The sequence below is a fragment of the Paenibacillus sp. QJM3NY_38 genome, assembly GCF_056173265.1.
The window spans coordinates 5,596,657-5,619,065 of sequence record NZ_CM149665.1; the positions used below are offsets into that span (position 1 = coordinate 5,596,657).

At 38.6% G+C, this 22,409-nt stretch carries 21 protein-coding genes and 1 tRNA gene; 4 read left to right on the top strand and 18 right to left on the bottom strand.

Features of this window, described 5'->3' with window-relative positions; genetic code table 11:
- Positions 1-709: 709 nt before the first annotated feature.
- Positions 710-988 carry a hypothetical protein gene (locus AC0VZ8_RS25755; RefSeq protein ID WP_475484881.1) on the bottom strand — a complete coding sequence of 93 codons (279 nt, stop codon included), beginning with the start codon at positions 986-988 and terminating at the stop codon, positions 710-712.
- Positions 989-1,460: 472 nt separating this feature from the next.
- Positions 1,461-1,922, bottom strand: a complete 462-nt coding sequence (locus AC0VZ8_RS25760) for a hypothetical protein (protein WP_475484882.1) — start codon at positions 1,920-1,922, stop codon at positions 1,461-1,463.
- A 301-nt stretch (positions 1,923-2,223) separates the two neighbouring features.
- Between AC0VZ8_RS25760 and AC0VZ8_RS25765 the strand changes: the two genes are divergently transcribed.
- A complete protein-coding gene (locus tag AC0VZ8_RS25765; RefSeq protein WP_475484883.1) occupies positions 2,224-2,568 on the top strand; it encodes a transposase in 345 nt (114 codons plus the stop codon).
- Positions 2,505-3,398 (top strand): IS3 family transposase, encoded by an 894-nt coding sequence (locus AC0VZ8_RS25770; RefSeq protein WP_475484884.1) that lies wholly within the window; start codon positions 2,505-2,507, stop codon positions 3,396-3,398. The genes AC0VZ8_RS25765 and AC0VZ8_RS25770 overlap by 64 nt, the downstream gene beginning before the upstream one ends.
- Positions 3,399-4,003: 605 nt before the next feature.
- On the opposite strand, the gene AC0VZ8_RS25775 is transcribed toward AC0VZ8_RS25770, so the two are convergent.
- The gene (locus tag AC0VZ8_RS25775; RefSeq protein ID WP_475484885.1) at positions 4,004-5,686 is read right to left on the bottom strand and encodes a recombinase family protein; all 1,683 of its coding nucleotides are present in this window, start codon (positions 5,684-5,686) and stop codon (positions 4,004-4,006) included.
- Positions 5,687-5,811: 125 nt separating this feature from the next.
- Here AC0VZ8_RS25775 and AC0VZ8_RS25780 point away from each other — a divergent pair.
- A tRNA-Ala gene (locus tag AC0VZ8_RS25780) sits at positions 5,812-5,883 on the top strand.
- A 276-nt stretch (positions 5,884-6,159) separates the two neighbouring features.
- Here AC0VZ8_RS25780 and AC0VZ8_RS25785 read toward each other — a convergent pair.
- The 13 genes from AC0VZ8_RS25785 to AC0VZ8_RS25845 all read right to left on the bottom strand — a co-directional run bounded on the left by AC0VZ8_RS25785 (position 6,160) and on the right by AC0VZ8_RS25845 (position 18,075).
- Complete coding sequence (locus AC0VZ8_RS25785; RefSeq protein ID WP_475484886.1) at positions 6,160-6,963, bottom strand: Rha family transcriptional regulator; 804 nt, start codon at positions 6,961-6,963, stop codon at positions 6,160-6,162.
- A 4-nt stretch (positions 6,964-6,967) separates the two neighbouring features.
- On the bottom strand, positions 6,968-7,330 hold the full coding sequence (locus tag AC0VZ8_RS25790; RefSeq protein ID WP_475484887.1) for a hypothetical protein: 363 nt from the start codon (positions 7,328-7,330) through the stop codon (positions 6,968-6,970).
- Positions 7,327-7,719 (bottom strand): hypothetical protein, encoded by a 393-nt coding sequence (locus tag AC0VZ8_RS25795; RefSeq protein ID WP_475484888.1) that lies wholly within the window; start codon positions 7,717-7,719, stop codon positions 7,327-7,329. The genes AC0VZ8_RS25790 and AC0VZ8_RS25795 overlap by 4 nt, the downstream gene beginning before the upstream one ends.
- A 317-nt stretch (positions 7,720-8,036) precedes the next feature.
- Positions 8,037-8,546, bottom strand: coding sequence for a hypothetical protein (locus AC0VZ8_RS25800; protein ID WP_475484889.1), 510 nt, complete (start codon positions 8,544-8,546; stop codon positions 8,037-8,039).
- Between the two features lie 70 nt (positions 8,547-8,616).
- Entirely contained in the window at positions 8,617-9,012 is a 396-nt protein-coding gene (locus tag AC0VZ8_RS25805; protein ID WP_475484890.1) for a type II toxin-antitoxin system PemK/MazF family toxin, read from the bottom strand.
- A gap of 250 nt (positions 9,013-9,262) precedes the next feature.
- Complete coding sequence (locus AC0VZ8_RS25810; protein WP_475484891.1) at positions 9,263-9,655, bottom strand: hypothetical protein; 393 nt, start codon at positions 9,653-9,655, stop codon at positions 9,263-9,265.
- Between the two features lie 30 nt (positions 9,656-9,685).
- Positions 9,686-10,711, bottom strand: a complete 1,026-nt coding sequence (locus AC0VZ8_RS25815) for a coiled-coil domain-containing protein (RefSeq protein WP_475484892.1) — start codon at positions 10,709-10,711, stop codon at positions 9,686-9,688.
- Positions 10,712-10,787: 76 nt separating this feature from the next.
- A complete protein-coding gene (locus AC0VZ8_RS25820; RefSeq protein ID WP_475484893.1) occupies positions 10,788-11,237 on the bottom strand; it encodes a phage holin family protein in 450 nt (149 codons plus the stop codon).
- A 157-nt stretch (positions 11,238-11,394) separates the two neighbouring features.
- Positions 11,395-12,141: a S1 family peptidase gene (locus tag AC0VZ8_RS25825; RefSeq protein ID WP_475484894.1), complete on the bottom strand. Its 747-nt coding sequence runs from the start codon at positions 12,139-12,141 to the stop codon at positions 11,395-11,397.
- Positions 12,142-12,155: 14 nt separating this feature from the next.
- Positions 12,156-16,883 (bottom strand): hypothetical protein, encoded by a 4,728-nt coding sequence (locus tag AC0VZ8_RS25830; RefSeq protein ID WP_475484895.1) that lies wholly within the window; start codon positions 16,881-16,883, stop codon positions 12,156-12,158.
- Between the two features lie 65 nt (positions 16,884-16,948).
- The gene (locus tag AC0VZ8_RS25835) at positions 16,949-17,311 is read right to left on the bottom strand and encodes a type II toxin-antitoxin system PemK/MazF family toxin (RefSeq protein ID WP_475484896.1); all 363 of its coding nucleotides are present in this window, start codon (positions 17,309-17,311) and stop codon (positions 16,949-16,951) included.
- Positions 17,312-17,319: 8 nt separating this feature from the next.
- Positions 17,320-17,484 carry a hypothetical protein gene (locus AC0VZ8_RS25840; RefSeq protein WP_475484897.1) on the bottom strand — a complete coding sequence of 55 codons (165 nt, stop codon included), beginning with the start codon at positions 17,482-17,484 and terminating at the stop codon, positions 17,320-17,322.
- Between the two features lie 279 nt (positions 17,485-17,763).
- Positions 17,764-18,075: a hypothetical protein gene (locus AC0VZ8_RS25845; protein ID WP_475484898.1), complete on the bottom strand. Its 312-nt coding sequence runs from the start codon at positions 18,073-18,075 to the stop codon at positions 17,764-17,766.
- 40 nt (positions 18,076-18,115) lie between these two features.
- Between AC0VZ8_RS25845 and AC0VZ8_RS25850 the strand changes: the two genes are divergently transcribed.
- On the top strand, positions 18,116-18,859 hold the full coding sequence (locus AC0VZ8_RS25850) for a stalk domain-containing protein (protein WP_475484899.1): 744 nt from the start codon (positions 18,116-18,118) through the stop codon (positions 18,857-18,859).
- A gap of 12 nt (positions 18,860-18,871) precedes the next feature.
- Here the strand turns inward: AC0VZ8_RS25850 and AC0VZ8_RS25855 are convergent, their stop codons facing one another.
- Positions 18,872-21,607 (bottom strand): phage tail protein, encoded by a 2,736-nt coding sequence (locus AC0VZ8_RS25855; protein ID WP_475484901.1) that lies wholly within the window; start codon positions 21,605-21,607, stop codon positions 18,872-18,874.
- Positions 21,608-21,618: 11 nt separating this feature from the next.
- A complete protein-coding gene (locus tag AC0VZ8_RS25860) occupies positions 21,619-22,398 on the bottom strand; it encodes a hypothetical protein (protein ID WP_475484902.1) in 780 nt (259 codons plus the stop codon).
- Between the last annotated feature and the right edge of the window lie 11 nt (positions 22,399-22,409).

Genomic DNA, 22,409 nt, shown 5'->3' on the forward strand with positions numbered 1-22,409 from the left:
TGGCTAAGCCTAAATAAAAGCCCTTCGGGAGGTTGACTCCTCCGTCCGGGCTGATCCCCTTGGATAAGTAAACAGCGTGGGTGGGTTCTCGGTTGGGTAAATGGTGATGTTTATTTTGAAATGAGCAGCTTTGCTTTAAACGTAGACGAAATGATTACAATTGCAGAAATCATAACAAAGCAAATTAAAGAATAAAATTAAATGGCCTATCAGGCTTTATGACAATAGGCTGGTCAGCAAGGCCATGTAGGGTTTAAGATGAAGATTAGTGATAAGGAGGCTCAAGAATTGATTAGCGATTTTAATTAAACTGCTTAGGATGATTTGACCAATAAAAAATAGAAGATAATAGTTTGTCTCCTTAAAGGTAGTACTTGCTCTAATATTACAAGCCCCATTTTAGCAAGCTTAAAAAAAAAATGGATCTTCTCTTGTTTAAAGGCCGCTTTAGTTGGGAAGCGGCTACCCCTGCGATCCACTCTTTATCCGCTGCAGTCACGGGAGTCTTGAGAAGAAATCAATTTCAAATACAAGAGTGGAGTTATAATATATACGTCTTAAATATCCACATTATTCATAAGGTCCAAATTCAATCATGTTGGTTTCTTGTTCATGGAACACAACAAACAGGGGGACATGTTAACGCTGTGACCACTCCTACCGTTTTTCGACTATCTTGTTTGTATTCAATAAAACACGTTTAAACAGCTTATAGTTCTTCCTTATGGTAGTAATGAGTGTTGCAGTTAAGAACTTTAACAGCAACAATGTGATCAACACATATTCTATGTATAACCACGTCTAACATACAATTTTTTGTAATATTAAATAATGTCTCAGCACCTAAAGACTCTATTTCTCCCAAGAAGACATCTCCAAGTTCAATCATGTTTAAATCCGTTGCCTCGATAATTGAGTACTGATTTAATGTTGTTTTTAAAGCAATGGCATTTGTGTCCATATTAAGCAATTTAACAATGCCCACCATAACTAACATCCCCCCATTTCTTATTTAAACTCAGGAGAGAGTATTGCACCATTGAATATTTTTTTAACACAATTCTTTTTTACTGAAATTGCTCTTTTCCCGTTCGATTAACCCAAACACATCGTTTGCATTATTCGTGCTACCGAAAAGTCTCGGATAGCACCGACTTGTTGTCTGAGAGTGAGCGCATCAGCAACCGCCACCCAATGCTCCCAATGCTGGACCATCTTCTCATCCTTGACGTATAGAATGGCGACTTCCTCGTTGTGCTTTGCAATGCCTGATTCTGAAATGCGACTGCGAACATTCGCTTCCGAACTCTCTAACTTAAGGAGAAGAACACCATCACATCCTGTTACAGACGTCATCACCACAGATTGGAATGTGACCGAAGGGTACTTCAATATCTGTACCTTTGCAATCCACCTAAATTTAGATGTTAAACTAACATTTCTAGTTAGCTTAACGAATTTTAGTCTCGAACAAATTCAGCAGATAAAATGGTTTTGTTCCAATCCACATGTATTCTGTATGAGCCGGGCTCCAATTTCAAAAATGTCTTTAAATCTGTATACTCCTGACCAGACTCCAAATCTATATAATCTTTTATTGGAACCCAACCTTCGTCTACTACTTTGTTGTCTTTTAACAGCTTATATCTTGCTCCGCCAATAACAGTCACCTTTTTTTCGCTTTGATTTTTGAAAGTATAAGTTATTTTAGTATCGGAACCTATGTTTTCTACCTTAACGGAACCGACTAAATCAGATTGATTTGTATTACTGTTTGACTCTGATAGTTCATTTGTAGAAGTATTCGTGGCTGATGGTTCAGTGTGTATTGGTTCTGACTCAGTATTTGCCTTTGTACAGCCTGCAAAAATCATGCACACTACTAAAACTAGCATTATGATGAAGCTATTCATTTTCGTCATTAATACCACCTCCTCGTTATAATCAGACGAATACTTCCTTGAATAGGTTGCTCTTAGTCAACATTCAGGTGAATTTGCCCGTAAGCTTAATGAAATTGCATGGAAACCTAGTTAGATACTTATCTAATCGGTAATCGACTCATATTCTTGTCCTTTACGGCAATCGGTACAAGTTCTTGTCCTCAAATCGGGACAAGAACTTGTACCGATAAAACAAAAAAGCCGCTAAATTGATATTATCCCCTTTGAGTAGACAGTGTGTAAAAAGCGCATTAAAGTCTACTTGGAGGGGATTTTTTTCATGGGCGAAATACGAAAGACATATGACATCGAATTCAAGCGCAAGGCTGTTGCAATGTTCCTGGAGGAAGGTCTTGGCTACAAAACGGTAGCCAAGACCTTGGGCATCGACGATAGGATGGTTCGAAGATGGGTGGCTCACTACGAGCGAGAAGGAATTGAGGGGCTCAAGGAAAAGAGAGGCACCTCGAGGGGTTCGAAGAATGGGAGACCGAAGAAGGCCAAGACCTTGGAGGAAGAAGTCCTGGGGCTGCGAGCGGAAAATGCCTTGCTAAAAAAGCTATGGGAACTGCAAAGGGGGCAAGAGCAAAGCGACGTCAAACCTACCAAGCCATCGAAGCGCTAACCAGTAACTACCCCGTGACCTTGCTGTGTGAACTGACAGGTATCGCTCGAAGTAGTTACTACAAATGGGCAGCCAGAAAGAATAATCCAACGCCCAAGCAGATCGAAGAACAGGCTCTGAAAGAGAAGATTCTAGAGTGCCATACCCAGCTAAAGGGCATTTACGGATACCCACGGGTTCGTGTCTGGCTAAAGAAAACCTTGGGCTTGAACGTCAACCATAAGCGTGTGTACCGACTGATGAAAGAACTGGGGATTCGTGCTCGGATTAGACGAAGGAAGCCATACTTTGGCCGTCGGGAGGCCGGAATTACCTCAACTAATGTGCTGAATCGGGATTTCCACGCCACGGCACCTAATACGAAGTGGGTCACCGCTGTGACCTATCTGCCAATCGGCTCTCGATTTCTGTACCTGTCGGTTATTTTTGACCTGTACAACAACGAGGTGGTTGCCTTTCGGATCGGACGCCACAACAATTTAAAGCTTGTGCTGGAAACCGTACAAGCAGCTGTACATAAACGCAAAGTAGCCAACTTACTGCTCCACAGCGACCAAGGCTTTCAGTATACCCACAAGGATTACCATGCCTTGTTGAAGCGCAAGAAAATGAAAGCGAGTATGTCACGTAAGGGAAACTGTTGGGACAACGCCTGTATCGTGAGCTTCTTTGGACACCTCAAGTCGGAATGTTTTCGACTCGACACATTCTCGACCGAGGAAGAGCTTATTATGGCGATTGAACAATATATCCATTTTTACAACCACGAACGTTTTCAACAAAAACTAAACAACCTTAGTCCAATTGAGTACCGAACTAAGGTTGCTTAAGGCTGCTTTTTAAGGCTGTCTACTTGACAGGGTTAAGTTCAATTTAGAAATTACCCTGTCAATAGACAACCTAAAAAAGCAGCCCCTTCTACTTGATGCATAAGGAGCTGCTTGCATTGTCGAACGCACGTGGGATTAACGATTTAAAGTCTGTACATCATCGCAGCCGCTTCTCCACGAGTTGTCGTTAGGATGATGGAATGCTCGATGATCAGCTTGAGTCGATTGCCATACTCTTATTTTATATATGAGTCTGATGCATGATCCGCCGTTGTTACCGCAATTTGACTGGATGAATAACTGTTCGCTGTTTCCCAGTGGCCACGAGGACATACCTTTTCGTTTTTTCGTTGCACTGAAGCTTATTAAAGAAGCCAAGCCATACCCCGCCGCTTCATACGTCCACTATTTTTGGTGTCACATTCCAGCGAAACTAAAACCCTCCCCGTCTGACTTGGCTCTAATGGAAAACATATTTAATTTCGTCCCCAATTCGTCCCCAATTCCAATAAATATGTATTTTATATTCGCTCTAAAAAAGGAAAAAACCCTTGATTATCAAGGGTTTTCTTCGTATGGAGCCTAGGGGGATCGAACCCCTGACCTCATCGCTGCCAGCGATGCGCTCTCCCGCGTAGTTCAGAAACACTACCATTTCCCGTGTCAGATAGAAACTGTGCAACATCTAATTTAAATGAAATATCAATGCGGTCCCTGAATACCATAATCTCTTCAATTATAGCTCTAAGCATTACCTTCTTTTTCTCATGGGATGCTTCTTTGTATTTTTCTGTCCAGACACTGATATCACCAGCCAATTCCTTTAAAGCATTTATTTCAACCTTCTTATTATTGGTCTCAGCATAAAGCCTATTTATCTCAGAGGTCATTGTCTCAATTACCTTTTCCTTTTCTTGAATAAGTTCATTCAAAAGTTCTGGCTTAAATGGACTCTGACCTAATATGCTTTTCGGTATTTCTTTTTTCAATGTATCAATCTCAGAATATTCTTTTTCAAGATCTTTATTTTTTTGAGTTAGTTCTCTTTGCATGAGGTCATATTGTTCCTGATTAAAATCCTTAGCATAATCTTCATAGTTTATCTTTTTTAATTGTTGTAAGTAAACCCCTACTTCTTCTTGTACCGTATCCTCAATTTTATTATTTGAATACAAAGTTTGCCCATCACAATCAATTTTCGCTAAAGCTTTCCCGCTGCATCGGTATTTTGGTTTTTTCCACTTCTTTACCGTTCCGTCAACCAATTTATAAGTTTTTTGACAATATGTTGTTGTCATCGGAGAGCCACAATGCCCACATTTAATAATGCCAACCAGTAAAAGTGGGCTTTTGGTGGTGTTTAAGCGTACATATTCATCTTTTTTTACACTTTCAGGAGATCTATTCGACCTAAGTGTTTGCACAGAATCAAAATATTCTTCATCAATGATTACCAGTGAAGTAATTTGTTTTTCTGGCATAACCCAATCTGCTCTGTCTTGTGTTGTAAACTCTCCTTCTTCAGACTTTCTTTTTCCATATGCAGGATATCCCTTGTACACAGGATTTCTCAAAATAAAATTAATAGACCCAGTATTCCATTTTGAACCAGTAGCTGTTTTAATCCCTTTTTCATTTAAATATTTTGCTATTCTATTACTTCCATATCCTTCTTCTTTAGAAAGATAGAATATCTGTTTTACTATTGATACTCTTTCTTCATCAAGAACCAGCTTCATTAGTTCTTTTCCTTTTTTATTGTATACACCCGATCTTTCTAATTTATATCCAAAAGGAGCTGTCCCACCGCGGTAAATTCCGTCTTCTGCCATTTGTGTATGCTTTTCATCAACCCGTTGAGAAGTTTTTCGACTTTCACCACTAGATTGCCAGAATCTTAAATAGTTCATAAGCCTGTCGCCGTGTTGTTCGATTTTTTGTTGACCCTCAATAACCGACCACATTTCAATTCCTTTTTTTACAAACCACTCTAGAACTTGGGGTGTTTCGTCATCTTTTCGTCCAAGTCGATCAAACATGAACACCAATAGAATATCAAATAACCCATTTTCCGCATCCTCTCTTGCCTGTTGAATCACATCACGATTGGAGGCCGAGACTTTAAACCCTGATACACCTTTCTCTGTGTATTCCTTTACTAATTTCCACCCATCATTATTATCTATAAATCCCCTACATGCTCTTTGTTGCAGAGGAATGTCATTCCCATCTAACTGCCCCTTTGTGGATACTCGATATAAACAAGCCACTCTCTTTATCAGTGCCATAAATATAACCCCCTCATCATTCATATGTACTACCATAATTATACTCGTTGTATTTAATTATGTAAAACAAAAACTTGACTACATCAGCTTCTGTATGCTATTCTATTTCTTGTGAGAAATACTGAGGGGCGTTAGTTCAGTGGGAGAACGCTTCGCTGGCAGCGAAGAGGTCAGGGGTTCGACCCCCCTACGCTCCATAATATAAAGAAGACCCTAAGGGTCTTCTTTTGTTTATTTATAAATGTAATATTTCTGACTACTAAGCAACTTTGCGATTTCTTTGTCGAATTGATCTGTGTCTTCTATGTTATTTGAAAATCTTACATTCACCCACATCTTTGTTCGCTTATTGTATCTCTTTAATCCATTTATTTTACCACTCTCTTCTATACTCGATATCTCATAGAGTTCTTCCCCTATCGTCACTGTAGATCCTAATATGTATGATTGCTGCTTACCTTCTTTTACAATACTCATTCCGTTACACCGTTATTCAACCCATACATTTCCTGTACTAGCTGCTTCACATCGTTCTCATAAAGTTTGCATGCAATCTCGTACAACTCCGGCAGCTTATTCATTACCTTATCTATGTATTCAAGCTTATTCTTTACTTTTGGTTTGTTACTCTTATTGTTTGTGTATTTATTATATTGATAGTTAAGATTTTTATGAAATTTCAACCCAAATTGCTTATACAGTTCATTCCATCGACCCTGTACTCTATTTACACCACCTTTGCGTACAACCTGGACTAGAACTTGTCTTTTTTCAGCTAGTGAAATCTCATCAACCAAGCCAATAATGACATTCTCTTTATGGTCAACTTCCGATTTAAGGAGTTTTTTCTCCTCTTCAAGTTTCTCTGTGATTTCAACTTGTTCAACGAGGGCTAAGAGTGCTTCTTTATATGTATTAGGAAGTAATTTTGTGTTTTTATTTTGTAATTCTACTTTCATCCGTTTAAACTCTTCAATAAACCTCACCTTTGCTTTCATTGCCTTTGGGGTAGTATAAGACATAGCAATAAGAGTATACGCTTCTTCGGTTAGATAATACTTTAAATACTTCTTTCCTCTTTCACTGGTATATTCTGACCCGCCAAAGTTGGCGGTTGAGAATTCTTCTTCTCCAGCTTCTATTAGTTTGCTGATTTGTGTCTTGATATCTCTCATTACCTTGTCATGCTCTTTTTCAAACTCTTGTGCCAACATCAGGCTGTCTGTAAGCAGTTTTCCATCTTTTTCAAATACTAATTGCAATTTATTATTCTTCAATATATCATTCTCCCTTTTGGTTCTTTAGTTTAATTAGAAAATCAAAATAGCGGTTATAACTAAATTTATTGAGGCTGTACAAAAGTGCAAGAGTGTACATGACCGCTATGCCCCAATTAAAATCATACTTCTTTTCAAAATTAATACCGTTCATAGAAAGAGCATCTAACATTACTTGTTCGATATCATTAAATCCGTACAGTCTGTAGTAATCAAAGTACTCCTTTAGTTTTGAACTCACCAGTTTATTTTCTACGTAGTTCAGCACTAGCCATTCAACGCCATTTACTCCTTGCGCTAATTTGTCTTGAATGATTTCTTGTTCAAGATTGATCACAATAGCGGATTCTTTTATTCCGTTGGTCATTGATTTTCTCCAATCTTCATCTTATTATCTAGACTATTGAGGAACTCAAAGTATCTTTCATAGTTATTCTTCTTTAATCCATATAAGTAATGTAAAGTTAAGTCTACTGCCATCCACCAATTACTTTGATGCTTAGCGTAGTATTCATCAGAATTCATGATTAACGAATCGACCATTATTTCTTCAAAATCTTGATTGCCTTTTTCATGTTCATCTTCAATCCACCATTGTAAGACTTCATATTTGTGCGCCTTTGGCTCCAAATTTAAAAATAGCCACTCTACACCGCCGACTCCTACTTTCAGTTTGTCGTTAATGATTTGTCTTTTTAGGGCATAGGCACCCTCATTTTTCTTGTACCATGCCTTGAAATTTGTTACAAAATCCATAACACTATCATTCTCCCTTATTATGTAATTAAGATAGAACTATAAGTAAAATTTGTTATTGCTAAAGAATTCATCAATGTGGATTTTTAGTTTCTTTTCGTATTCATTTACCATTGAATAATGGCCTGGTTTGTAGCATTGTTCGCATACATGGACTTCCTTTCTAATAATTCTGTTCTGCTTTAAACTAATTTGCTTGGGGACTGAAATAGGCAGCATTCCCTCATCTTTAGAAAGCCTCTTAAGACAAATGTCGCATTTGTAATATTCTACTCTCATATTAACCTCCATAATTACATTTATTTGTTTATGTTTATTTAATTGAAGATCAATTTCAATCGTTCTTCAATAATTTCGTTTCGTCTTTTTTCAATTAAAGGTTTTATCAGATAATGACAATCATCTTTCTCAAGTTCAATCCCTAATTCGGCAAACTGAACATCTAGAGAAATCATTGAAACTCCATTTATCCTATACGCTTCATTAACTAAAGAAGATGGCAAGCCAATATCCAATACTTCTAATTGTTTTCTAATCTGTTTGTTTCGAACTACGCTATCTTTAAACCAAACCCTATCCTCAACCTCTTTAATTTTTCTGGTAAATCCCACGTTTTTTAAGTAACTCACCTTCCCATATAACCCAATTTCATATAACTTCATTCCTGTATCAGTAAGAGTATAAAATTGATCACTTTCATCTATTAAGACTTCGTATAATTTACCTGAGATAACCCCAAGTTTGTTTTTTATAATATCCGGTAATGTATCAAATAAAACAAACTCTGCTTCCTCAATGCTTTGCACTTTCTCCAATGCTCCTTTCAATTCCCCAACCCCCTATTATTTTAATACCATCGTATTCTAATCATTTTTATTTGTCAATACTTAATTATTTTTATTTAATTCGTCGGATATCAATTCCGCCCTGAATAAGATAGGCGCGTTCGATTTCCCAAGCCAAAAAGTTTGGCAGTTCACATGCTTTGAAATCTAACTTGTTCTTATCAATAGTAATCATTTGTTCAACCAGGACAGTACTATCATCTTCAAGTCCCACCTCAGAGGCTTTAAGGTTTACATGGGTAGGCATTCTCTTTTTAGTTTTACTTGTTGTCATAGGCGCAACTAGAACAGTAGGTGAATATTTGTTCCCGACATCATTTTGAATAATAACGACCGGACGCACTCCCCCTTGCTCACTACCATCACGTCTACCTAGATCAGCTACCCAAATCTCAAATCTTTTAACTGCTTTCGCCTCAACCCCTTTTCTTTCAGCGACCATAGTCATATGTAATTCATCTCCCTAACCTATTATTTATTATCTGCTAATATAATAACCAACTAAGATTATTATAAAGCAAATATAATTAAATACAAGCGGAACATGTGTTCTTTTCATAGTTTTTTGTTTTAGTCAATTCCAGTTCATTACCTTTGAATTGGCCTTGACAAACATTGCCAGTTGTAATATGAAAAACGAAAAAAAATAGGGAACCCCATTTAATTTAATGAGATTCCCTATTTTTCTGTTCGTCTATTCATACTATTTTCTCAGCGTATTCAATACTTTGCTCTACGATAATTCGAATCAATTCCTTCTCTTGAACACTTGGTTTTACGCCGTATTTCTCTAGAATGGTATCAGTGACCTCTAAAGTAAGTGTCAATTTATCAACTTTATCGTTAGCCTCATATAGCTGCACAATGTGGTTTGCGGCAATGTCAGCAACATCAAGAGCGAAGTTGGCTTTGTTCTTATCGAGTCCTTTTACATTGACCACATCAAGAACCAAACGAACAAAGTCAAATGTATCAGACACTTGCTCCATCGTTTCTTTGTTGATGATATTACGCTTTTTCAATACAGGTACGACAAATAAACCTGCAACTACTGCTGCAAGCACAATCAAGATAACATATAGATCATTCATTATGAACATTCTCCTTTGATATTTTTATATTTAGTTAAATAGACCAGCACGATACAGAACAGTCACAAGCGAGTAGAAGTCGGCACTCCGACCTTCAGGAGTGTTAATAACTGGTTTGCCACACTGATCCTTGAGTTTTGTGAGAGCTTCTACGGCTTCCTTTGCATAGGAGGGGATATTCATTACATGTTTGTTTTCCATAGACTCTACACGTTCTTTTACATTCTTAATTGATGCACCTTGCTCTTGAGCACCTTTCTTGAGTACATTTTTACTTTTAACCAAAGCATTTAGTTCGTTCTTTAAATTTGTAACTGTCTGCTGTAGTTTTTCGAATTCCTGTTTCTCAGCTGGAGTCATAGGTTCATCATCCTTTTTATTAAGATTGTTATATGCTTCTTTGACAAGAGGAATAAGGTTTCTCTGTGCGTCAATGACCGTATTACCCTTAAGGAAGGCTGTGCCAGGACATGTTTTTGCTGAAAGTCCAGGTAGTTTAGCACCATTTACAAAGTTGTAAACCTTAACACCTGAAGAATTATACCAGGCATGATATACAATATGTTCTGTGGTTACAGGAAGCTTGAACTTTTCACACAGGGCTGCATTAATGAAAGCAATGGTCTTCTTGTGTTCCTCGGTCATCTTATCTCCGTTAATATCAAAGTTTGCCAAGTGTTCGAGACACAGAGCGCCTGTATTTGCTCCCTTTATGCCAGCAGGAGTCGTGTTAAATGGTCTACAGATAGCAACTAAACCATCAGGGAACGTAGTGATATTCTGTCCTATATCAGACCAACCATTGGACTTTACATGAAAATTCTTCATTGCTTCTAATCGAGCAAAGTGATTTTTGCCATTGAACGATGTGTAGTTAGGAGCCCATGTGTGATGATTTTGGATGAGAGTGACTTTGCGTGTGAAAGCTTGTTTGTTTAACCATTCATAAAACTCATGACGATTGAGAAGTATGAACTGTCCTTGTTTTTGCATTTTAACTCCTTTCTTAGAGAGAAGGGTGGAGGAGACTAAATAACTATATCTGTCATTCATCATGCATGTTATACTCTTTTTGTGGGATGATACGTTCGCAATTGCTTCTAGAAGGGGCTTTTAAGAAAATATCATCCTTTTATTTTTGGTTAGATTTATCTTCGCCTTTGCTTTTCAATGCTGTAATTGCAGTTTTAATTTGAGCAGGCAAGGGAACATCCAATCTAGCGAGATTCTCAGCAACACTAATCAACTCATTTCCCAGATAGAACCAAGTTGCGCCAACCATTAAACTCAAATGACCATTAAGTCCCAATAGCTTATCTACTTGGAATAGTAGGGCTATGACTATGAACATTAAGAATTTTTTGAATATCCCCCAGAAACCCTTATTGGAATTCAGTCCCTTAGTTTTATCATGGGGATTTTTTCTGCCTTCATAATATGCAGCAGCAATACCCGTCACATAATCCACAACCACAAAGATAGCAAGAGCAGTCAGCGACTGATTCCAACCGCCAAATAAAAATGTAATGATAGAACCGCCTACGGTATAGGTTAAAAACTTGAAAAGTGTAGATTCATACACTGAATTGCCTCCAATAGTCAAAATAAAAGGACTCTTCAATTATGAAGAGCCCTTTAATGGAATTCTATATTTTTTATAATTTCTCGATTTCTAAAACCCTTATAAAATAAGGCTTTTTTGTGCATGAAAAGTTGATGAAATGCCTCTTTTATTATATTTACATTATAAAGGGTTCAAGATGTTCTTTTAAATCATCTAATCGAACTCCAAAACCCACTGTGCTATCATCCAAAGAGTACCCTCTCATCATCCCAACGATTTCTCCTTTGGTATTAACGATTGGACCACCGCTATTACCTGGAAGGCTTTCAATTAACATAGATGTATTAAACCAGTTAGTACCATTATCCCAGTTTACATAAAAATTGTGTTCAATAACTTTGCCTTCCGTGTATGACAGTAGCCCCTTAAACTTCGAAGGATACCCTGTTGACAAGACAAACTCGCCTACACTTGGCTCCATTTCAGCAAGTTTAAAGTACCCTATTTTCTTCATCTCTCTAATCTTATCGCTGTCGAGTATTGATGGTTTTAAAACAGCAATGTCAGTAGAAGAGTCGAGATAAACTACCTCAATATTGTAGATTTTAGATGAATAAATGTCGTTTAACTGGACAGCGTGAACTCTATCTCCTGCGTCAAGCACATGCTTGCTCGTAATAAAATATCCATTATTAGATATCCATCCTGACCCAGCTAACCATGTAATGTAACCTTTAGAAATATAAATTTTAATAGTACGTTTTTTTGTCTCTTCTATTCTATTAATGAAATCTTGATTCTTTATATCTTTATTATACCCATATGCATGAATAAAATTGGGATTACCAATACAAAGTAAGATTAAAATTAGTGATAAAAATAGATATGGGGATATTTTCCGAAATTTATTTCTAATGTTCATGAAGCTCCTTTCTATTAGGAATAGGCGATCCAAGTATATTCAGTTGACGGGGCACCAACAGCCAGTCTAAAACCACTGTTATTTACATAAGAAACACTACCATCTAATCTTGTGGTATTTAAATTATGCGAGGAAAAATAAACTGGATAACCATTGTAGGTGTATAGGGAGGTAAATGAAGTCATTTTTACAGAAGCTGACCCTGGAGGGAAAACAATTATTGTAGAAGGAATAAACCCTATTGCAAAAATAACTTCCACGTAATGAGCAGAGGTAATAGCACCATCTCCTCGAATAAAATCTAATCGAGCCTCACCAGACGGAACTGTTCCAGTTGCATATCTCTTACTTGTGGGTATCTGACTTATCTTTGAAGCCAAAACGGCTGGCGGATCATTCACATCGGCCTGCACGCCTTTATTTGTAATATTGATTGCAATGCTTTGTTTCTCGGCTGTCGTCATTCTTTCCAGAATTCCTTGGACACCAAAGATGGCTGTGTCTTTAGGTAGGTTTCCAGGATGAAGATTTCCCTCAGCAGTCTGCAATTGGACTGTTGTTACTTTAATCTCACCGTCACCTGGGCCCCCTTTTTGGTAACCCTTTTCCGGATATACGGCTAGCGCACCGTCATCCAACTTTGCTACCCCTGTCGCTGTCCGTACACCCGTGAGATTCGGCATCGCGCCCGTTGTACCAGCAATCGTTGTATCGTTAAGCACCTTATCCGCAGGTACAGGAACACCTGCGACCTTACCTGATCCATTGTGATATCCTGCCTGAATAACTTGATCTGTCTTACCTGGAGTTATCACAACTGCCCCACGGTTCGCCATAGTGCCTGTACGTTCATTCCCGGTCATATTACTGAACTTCTTTCCACTTAACACATCTGCTGGGTTTGCGTCACCTGTTGCTCGGATAACTGCCGCTATCTTCGGAATAAGCTGCGCCCATGTTTCACTCGTGGATGCCGTAACCCCTATGGAATTGAGCGCGGCAACCACGTTGTTTTTCTGCTCAACTCCAAGCGTAAAAGTTTCATTGATTGCACTAACCAGGCTTGATTTATTGGAGGTCAGCAAGCCGGACAACACACCCACGTCAACACGCAGATTTTCTGCTAATGCTTGGATATACATCAAAGCGAAATCTTGCCGACTGTCCGTTTCGTAACCGTCCGCAGCTGCCTTTGCTAGCTCAGAGAGAGCGCCGCTTAGGCCGCGTGCATACTGCGCTTCGATCTGTGTAACATTCGCCGTTAAAGTGTATTTGTCCAGCGGAATGTATGTGACGTAGTAGTTCGCGTTAGGATCAACGTCAGCTTGGTTGCTGGACACTTGCATATTCCCGTAAGTTGCTATTTTGTCGCCAGAATGATTCAAGCTCACCCATTTTGTATCCACTTCGGAACCTTTGTAGACCGTCAATACTATTAGAGTGCGTTTGCTTAATTTAGACGAAGGATCAGCATTGATATAATACTTCCCATTGTACAGATATAACTTCGCTCTCTCCCGTTGTATAATCCCTGTCTCGACCGTAATTTGATTGCCGCCCGGATGAAGTGTGATGCCACCCTCTGCCTGTACCGTCTTTACTTCAGGTGTTGCCAGCACGTAATCCACCGAAGCATAGGCCGTCCATCCTGGAGCCTTGTTCGCTGCCACATACGCCTCTGTATTCGTGGATGGTACTGCTCCCGTTAGTAGCGATACCCAACTGGTGTACGCTGTACCGTTATTGCCCACTGCTTTCCAACCATTTAATAACGCTTTGGCAGCATTGTCAGTTGGGTTAACCTCATCCACCCATCCAGATTCAGTGTTGGAAACAGTAAATCCGAGCGTTGCTCCAGAACCTGTAGCATAGACATTACCTGCTTCAGTAGCACTAGCTTTACGTCTGTATTCAAAACCCTTCCAATCAACGAGTCGCACCGAGTCATTAAGAACCGCAATGGGAGATAAGCTATTTGTAACTAATTTATGCCCCACTTTTGGACTTCCGACTACAAGTCTAGTCGAACTATCGGCTACTACAGGAACGTTTCGCTCAATTCTACGTGTCAACTGTGCCTCGTTGCCCTTTACCGTCACCTCATCGCGTACGTTACCGACAGATGCGAGTGTTACCGGAAGAATCAGGCGCTGAGGATCGGCGGGGACATATGAAGCTGGTACAGCGTCACCAGCAACAAGCATCATGTCGTATACGTAGGCCGGGTCAGAAGTCGATGAGGCTCCCATAATAAGGAACTTAATAAGGATGCGGTTCTGTGTAGGCGTAAATGTTATTGTGGTAATGGAATGACTTGGCAAAGTGATGCTTGTATCCCGAACCTCGACAGTTGTCGAAGAGTAACCAATGAGTACTCTTGGTGTTCTGTTATCGCCAGTCCGTACTCCCTTTAGGCTTAATTTGTACGTCTGCCCCGGCACAACATCAACCCATATGCCTCGACCGTTAACATTTGTAGATCCGCTATAAATAGCTAGTTTCCCATCAATCCACGCATTCGGTTTACCCGCTGAACCACTTCCCTCGTTATAGTCATAAGGTTCACCAGGTATTAAGTTTTCCCCTAGCTTCGTGATCACCACGCCGTTAACGTGCTGCCTACCATCCACATGCGGCAGGTACTCGCGGATGTTGTCTTCCGTGATGTCTACGCCGATACGGTTATACAACTCGTCTGATACTTCGTAGACTCCGGCACCGTCAAATTGGACCCAGCCAGTAGATCCCAATGCGCTCCTGTTGTATAGGTACAGAGTTACCTCGACATCCACATCTGGAGCGACTTTCGATACGTGAGTTTTATTCTCTGAAGTGTCTACTGTGCCTCCTCCATAGACCTCCCCATTCACTACAAACCTAACCCTTGCTAGTGAGGATCCATCAGTCGAAACATCGACAACTGCTACGTACTTTTTCCCAGCTCTAAGAGTCACCTTATTAGTAAAGAAAACTCGTCGGGAGTTTACGTTAGTATCCCCAGTGACCGCGTTAATTCGAATTGCTCTATTACCGTATCTGGCACCTGTTGTGACTAGATCGACACTCCCAAGAACAGTTACGCCGTCCGGCACTCCATCGTTGTCGCTATCAGTTTCAAAGTTACCAACAGCTCCGAGCAAATTGAACAACGTATTCCCCCAAAGTTTAAACGCAGGAACAGCCGCCTGGTCTGTTGTAATGACGCTCGTACCAGGCTTCAGGGCGGTAGTGATCGTAACCTCGTTCAGTTTTCCATCCGTGTATGCTTTGGCGTTGGCTTCAGCTGTGTTGGCTTTTTCCTGCGCCCCTTCAACTGTCTCTACATTTGGTTTACCAGCTACAGAATCCCAAGTGACAGACGCTGTTGTTTGCAACATAAGCATCCAGTAAGTTGTATTTGTTGGAGCAATTCCAGTAGATTCCTTAATATTTTGATATACAGCACCATTGTAGACCACAATGTTAAGGGGTTTGTAGGCAGTTGATGCATTATATGTTCCTCTATTGACGAGACTGAGAGCACGATCAGTAGCCATTTCACCTTGAGACTTAGCATAGTCGCCTTGCGTTTTTGCATAATCTGCTTGCGCTTGGGCATTTGTTGCTTTTGTGTTTGCATTAGTGGCGGCTTCGTTGGCTGCAGTAGTGGCTGTGTTAGCATTGTCTCTTGCTGTATTGGCGTTAGCTGTAGCTGCATTAGCAGAAGAGATTGCGTCCGCAACACTAACCATTGTGGCCCAGTTTGCTGTAGAGGTTAGAGGCTTATTAAGGGTATTATCAGCGATACACATATAAATACTTTGCTTAACTGAATCAGTAACAACGTCACCAAAATCATAGCGGACAGAGGAGGAATACGTTCCTTGCCATTTCATATTGGTGATTTTTTTCCAATATGTTGCATTGGTTGGGGCGTTGCCTGTCGAATCCGCTATACACATGTATGTAGATCCATTAAAGTAGACAATGTTTCTTACTATATATGCAGTTGTTGCGGAGTAGTCACCCTTATGTACCAGTGAATCACCGACACTCTTAGCATAGTCTCCCTGAGTTTGTGCAAAAGTAGCTTTGGAGTCGGCTAAAGCTGCCTTGGTATCAGCATTGTCTCTTGCTTTATTTGCATTTGTAGTTGCTGTGTTGGCATTTGTTGTGGCCGTATTAGCATTTGTAGTTGCTGTTTTAGCAGCGTCACCCTGAGCCTTAGCATAGTCGCCTTGCGTTTTTGCGTAAGTCGCTTTAGTGTCAGCTAGATTGGCCTTTGTTTGAGCGTTCGAGGCGGCTGTATTTGCACTAACAATGACATCCTCGGTCTGCTTCATCAGACCTGTTAATTCTTCAATATTTTTTATTGCATCGGTGCCAGTATTAATAATGTCTTCAAGTGTCTCTACTACTTCACCATCTTGCTCTTTAGTCCATATTCTTGCTGAACTAACGTAATGATTGCCCCGTCCCTTGTAGATACATGTTAAAGTCTTACCTTCGGCAGAAGGGTGGAAGTGAAGGATGCCCTCAGTATAATCTACTCTATATTCGTTTTCGGTTAGGTCGCCTGTGTAAGTGTTAGGAGATTCATACATATTATTTATTCTTACTTTATTGAATGAAACGGGGATTTCATCAAGTTGAATAATGTTATTAATAACTTTCTTTGTTTCTGTTATATCAATGTAAGGATCATTCGCTGTTCCTGCACGATATTTTGTGATTGTGCTACGTTTATAATCGAACGATGACATTGAATACCTCCTTATGTATTTTTACTTATAAAAGTTCAAAATAAAAAGCCACCAACTAGGTGACTTCATCTGTTTCTTGATTCTATTATCTTATTGATTATTGTTTCAAAGTCGTCCTCATCGGTTACTCCAACATACCCTCTTAGTCGAATCCTATCGACATTGTGTGTATTTGTCGGTGAGCATTTCACATATGACTTTTCATCAAGTCCTGATTCTTTCCATTTTTCGATAATCTGCTTAAATCCATCGTAGTAAGTAGGTGGTTCTTGCGGTTCGACACTTGTAATTTCTTGAATTGTGTATTGACCAGAAGTTTCATTGATATTGATAACAAGCACTGGCCTAGCCTTACTTTGACCACTTTTTCCTTTATAATAAACTCGCGCAGTCCATATTTCGGATATCTCTGGATTCTCCTCACTCACAACAACTGTCACTCACCTTTGTAATGATCTTTTTCATACCATTCAACATGATGTTTATTGTTGGGGTCAAGTTCAATCATGCCTTCTTTTCCTGTACGAACAGGAGCATTCTGGCTGATTGAATCGAGTTTTTCTTTAAGGTGAGCATACTTTTTGCTAAGAGCAGTTGCCATATGCTTATCCTCCTTATTCTCACACATTTTACACACACCTCCGAACTAATTTGGTAAATGTATAAAGCATTGACACTAATTATTAACTCTATACTTCAGTTACCCAAATTAGAACTTCGAAGATCAAGCGTCCTTATTGTATCATGTGACACATGAAACGAAAAGGTAGGAGTTTACAGTTATTTTGATTGATAGGTAAAATCATTGTAAGAGTTGTTTGGAAAATGGTGGAGAACACTAATCAAATTAAGGTATAATTACCGATATACATAGTAAGTATCAAACAGATGTACTTTGCTTAATCAAGGAGAACATACCGACAAGGTAATCATTTATCATAGTATCACTTGATTCTTTGGGATAAGAAATATTGCCTAAGATATCTTTGGTATTATCTGAGCGTTCTATCCCAATAAAATAATGCTTATGAGTCTCATTAACATCATCGCCAGCGAATGAGAGGAGACCAATTTTAAATTCATCTGTTTGAAGATTTAAAGGGAAAGAGAACTGAATATCATTTTTATCATTGATAAATGTTTCTCCAAAATTACTTTTTACCCAATCTAATAATATAGTTTCTAAATCCATTATTAAATAACCACGCTTTCTATTAAGAGGAGGAAATAACATGAAGAAATATTTGTATTTGTTATCCGGTGTCGTACTTGGAGTAACAATCGCCAGTTCAACACCAGTAATTGCTGCTACAGTAAAGACAATAACTGCGAAGATTAATGGTACTGTAAATGTATCAGTGGACGGTGAAAAGGTTAAGTTGAACACACAACCTTTAACTTATAACAATCTTAACTATTTACCTGTAGGTGAAATAGGTAGAGCGCTTGGTTTAAGTGTAAGTTATGACAAAAAGACTGATACGATTAATATTGTGAGTCCGATAGCAGATAAAGATCAATCAATTGGTCAACCAATGCAGGATGTACCTGGATACCCAAGACCAGAAGATGTGAAAGAGGAAGTGAAGACTGTAAATCTTGGCGAATCAATTACTAAAGATGGGATTACCATGACGATTGAGAAAGTTGAATATATGGATAGAGAGGAAATCATAAATACCATTGTCTATCCTAAGGGAACCAAGATTTTTTATAAGTTAACAAATAATAGTGAATCTCCGATTAGACCAACTGGCCTCTTCGCCTTTACATTAAAAGACAGTAAGTTTGAGCAAGAGGTAAATGATTATAGCAGGATATTCGAAATAAGCAATCAGCACACTCTTTATAAGGGAGATAGTACGGAGGGTTTTTTACATATCCCTTTCCAATATGAAATATCATCTGTATCATATACGCCTGCAAGTGATAGTAAATACTTTAAACATCCTATCGGGGCGTGGGAATCACTGTAATAGCTTATGTAGTTAAGCTCCCACAAAAGATTTAATATAAATAGATGCATTTATTCGACCTAACTGTGATGAAGATAGTTCAATGGTGTGCCAGCCTGGAGTGGTAATCCATTGAGTTATATCTAAATTCCGGTCAGAACTATACCCTGTACTATCTCTCATCACGCCATCAATAATAACTTGCACCCCTGAAGCGTAAGTACTTTCATAAATTCCATAGTCTATAGCATGTGTATGCGAAGGAATGTCAACGTAGTGACTATGAGGTGCTATATAGAAGTCATGTGTATGAGACGGAATTAGTACGTCATGGACATGATTTGGAACGTAAAAAGAATGACGATGTTGACCTGATGGAACCCAAGTAACGTAACCTGCTCCAGAAACGGGATAAGTGGCCAAACGGGTCCCTTCTCCAATACCATGGTTGTGTGAACTTCCGCTATCCCAGTACTCAGTTCCAGTGGTATCACTATAATAACCACCGCTTTGAGACGTTGCAGTACTTCCACCGCCACTGTAGGTGCTGGTAGACGTGCCTCCACCACTCGATGATGTAGTTGTGCCTCCACCACCATAAGCCGCCCCCCTGCTGTACGCTCTAAATCTCTCTAAAGAGAAACTCAATTTGACCTTATCTATGCGGATCACATCGTCATCAATATAAAACTTAAGTTTTAAAGGATGCGTAGAATCTACATTATCTGCTTCTTGCACAGTATCAGTTGAAAGTATGCCATTTTGATCTATGATTGTTTTGCCATTGTCACCGATCATCTCTAAGCCGTATACGTTGGTTTTGTACTCGCCAAGTCTAACACGAACCTTTTGATTTTTATCTCTGATGGTTAACAGATTACCTTCAATTGTAAATGTACCCAGATCATCAGAAATCAATAGTTTATTACCCAGTAGTAATTTTCCGATTATTCTTTCAGCGATTACACCATCAGAAGTAACAGCTGTCTTCCATGTATTACCTCCATCAGATGATAAGGCGAGTTGACCATGTTGCATGATAAGAATCTTATTGGGCTGATTAGGATCTCGAATAATAATCCCTTTTCGAGAAATCTCTACATCTTCATTGACTCCTGCAATAATATCCCTTTTAACAGCGTTCCAAGTATTATTGATAATGGTTGTAACATCGTCAACAGTAGCCTTTGCATCGTTCCATTTATATTTACTCATATCTACAGTATTAGAAGAGCTTATTGTCTTATATAATTGCTTAATAAAGCGTTCTTCATCTGTTAGGAGGTCTTCAGCATTGGTAACTGTGACATCAATAGTTGATTCCTTGTAATTAAAGGCAATATCTGAGACATGAGCTTTTACATGTATCCCTAATTCATCGTGTTCAGCTGTTACAATATCACCAACATTTAACTTACCAACATTGTGCTGTTCAGTTAGTATTTCATAGAAATTAACTAATCCAATCTGAACTATAATCTTTGGCTGTCTGATCTTTTCAAACTCTTTCTTGCCATAGTCTAAAAGTTCTTGTGGGTCAGAAATATTTGTCTCTACTGCTTCTTTTTCAATGATAAACTGATTCAACTCTTTGATTTCATTGGCAGTAAGATTGTTTTCTATTTTCAGAAGATTACCAAGACTCACAATTTGATTATCAACTGTTTTTAATTGCGAGTTTATTGAATCGACTTCTTGTTGTTTAGAGTTTATTGCAGATAGTTTTACATTCTTCTGATTGATTAAATCTTGTGTTGGTTGACCTGTAGCATTTGCCGTTGCTAGATTATCCTCAATAATATCCAGTTCATTCTTAAGCTGACTTAATTCATTAACCTTAACAGCAAGTTGCTCCTGCAGTGTAGTCTTTTGATTGAGTAGGTTTTTGTACGATGTCTGATGCTGCTCTGATAATTGGTTGTATCGTATTAATCCCTTACATAATTCATCTGACATATAGTCACTATGACTGATAACATTGCCATTCGAGTCTTGTTGAAATGGATACATAAAATAGGAAAAGTCTTGAATGAAGTTTGAACCTAAAGGGTTGACATCCTGAATAGACATCCCATCTTTGCCAAACAATTTAAGTCGTGTACAAAACTCATCAGTATTCAACTCTTGTGAAACACTCTTCATCAGTTTGCCATACTTAGTTTTGAACCCTTTGTTAACACCATATTGTTCAGGATCGTAGAAATTAATGGTACGATTAACAGTATCCCAAACAATTAATGCCTGGAATGATGATGCGGCTTCGTTGATGCCACCCAATACAGTTCCATTAAAGTCGAATGAGCGATACTTAAGTTCAAACTGAGGATCTACATACCCAATATTCCAGATTGTGTTGATAAGCAAATCATGAACAATTTGAGTCAGTGTGTGGGAAACAACACTATAATCCTTTATAAGCTTATCTCTTAGTTCGTATCCCAATCCAAAGCAACTAATATTAACCGTGTCGCTGTCTGACATGGACTTCATAATACTGTCAATGATATAGTATTCTTTTTCAATACCTTGTTCAAAACGAATGAGGTATTTTTCTTTCACCATGTCAACATGTTTATTTCGTTTACGCTTGTTAAAATCGGTTGTATACAGTCCAAGTGTAAAACTGAGCTCGCTATTGTTTCCACGACTTAATTTACGTTTATCATTATCAACCTCATATAATCTTGCAATAGTCGTTCGTTTTAGGTCAGGCTTACAGAGATAATATTTGGGCTTTTGAATAGCATTTTTAAATTCTGTTTCTATCAATATCGTTTCTCCTAACCGTTATTTATGTACTGATAACTGAACTTTAAATTGCAATTTCCGAAAATCCGAAGAAAATTCAATCCAGATACTAGTGTAGGATACTCTCCAAATGCATCATCAAAGTGGAATGTTAATGGGATATCAGAGGTGATGTCTTCTTTATTTGAATCAATTACTATAGTTTCATTATTAAAGAGATTGATAAGTCTAAATGTACTCCCTCGGTTGGAATCATTTCGAATTGATATCTCACCGTTGCCAACTTTGGCAATGTGAACTACTGGCTTGCACACCAAATTCCTCTTGTTTTCTATTATGATCTCTGTTCCATCCGATGAGTTATTCGAGCAATCGTACCAATCAGACTCATAAACAGGAGAATAAGTATATGGGCCAATACTTCTCATTTGAATCTGTACATATCCTTGCTTTAAACTGTTATGAAGCAATTTGGTTTCACCTGTATAGATCACGTAGTACCATTTCTCAATATTGTCCGAGAAGTATAGAGGTTTATAGAATGATTGGTTTCCTAACCAATTCTCAACCGTCTGTATTTTGTCATCATCAAATGTATCCTCAAAAGCAAAAGTAAGATTCAATGTAAAAGGTCTTCGTTCAACCTCGATAAAGTAGGGGTTATCTAGTCCTCTTATTGAAACCTCTTTGATGCTTTGTTCAGGCATGAACATTTCTTCCTGCATTCCAGACTGCATATTAACATTCAATAATCCCATTTCATCACTTCGAATACCGTCATACACAAAATAGAGGCTTTCTGCAATTGTCATTTCATATATTC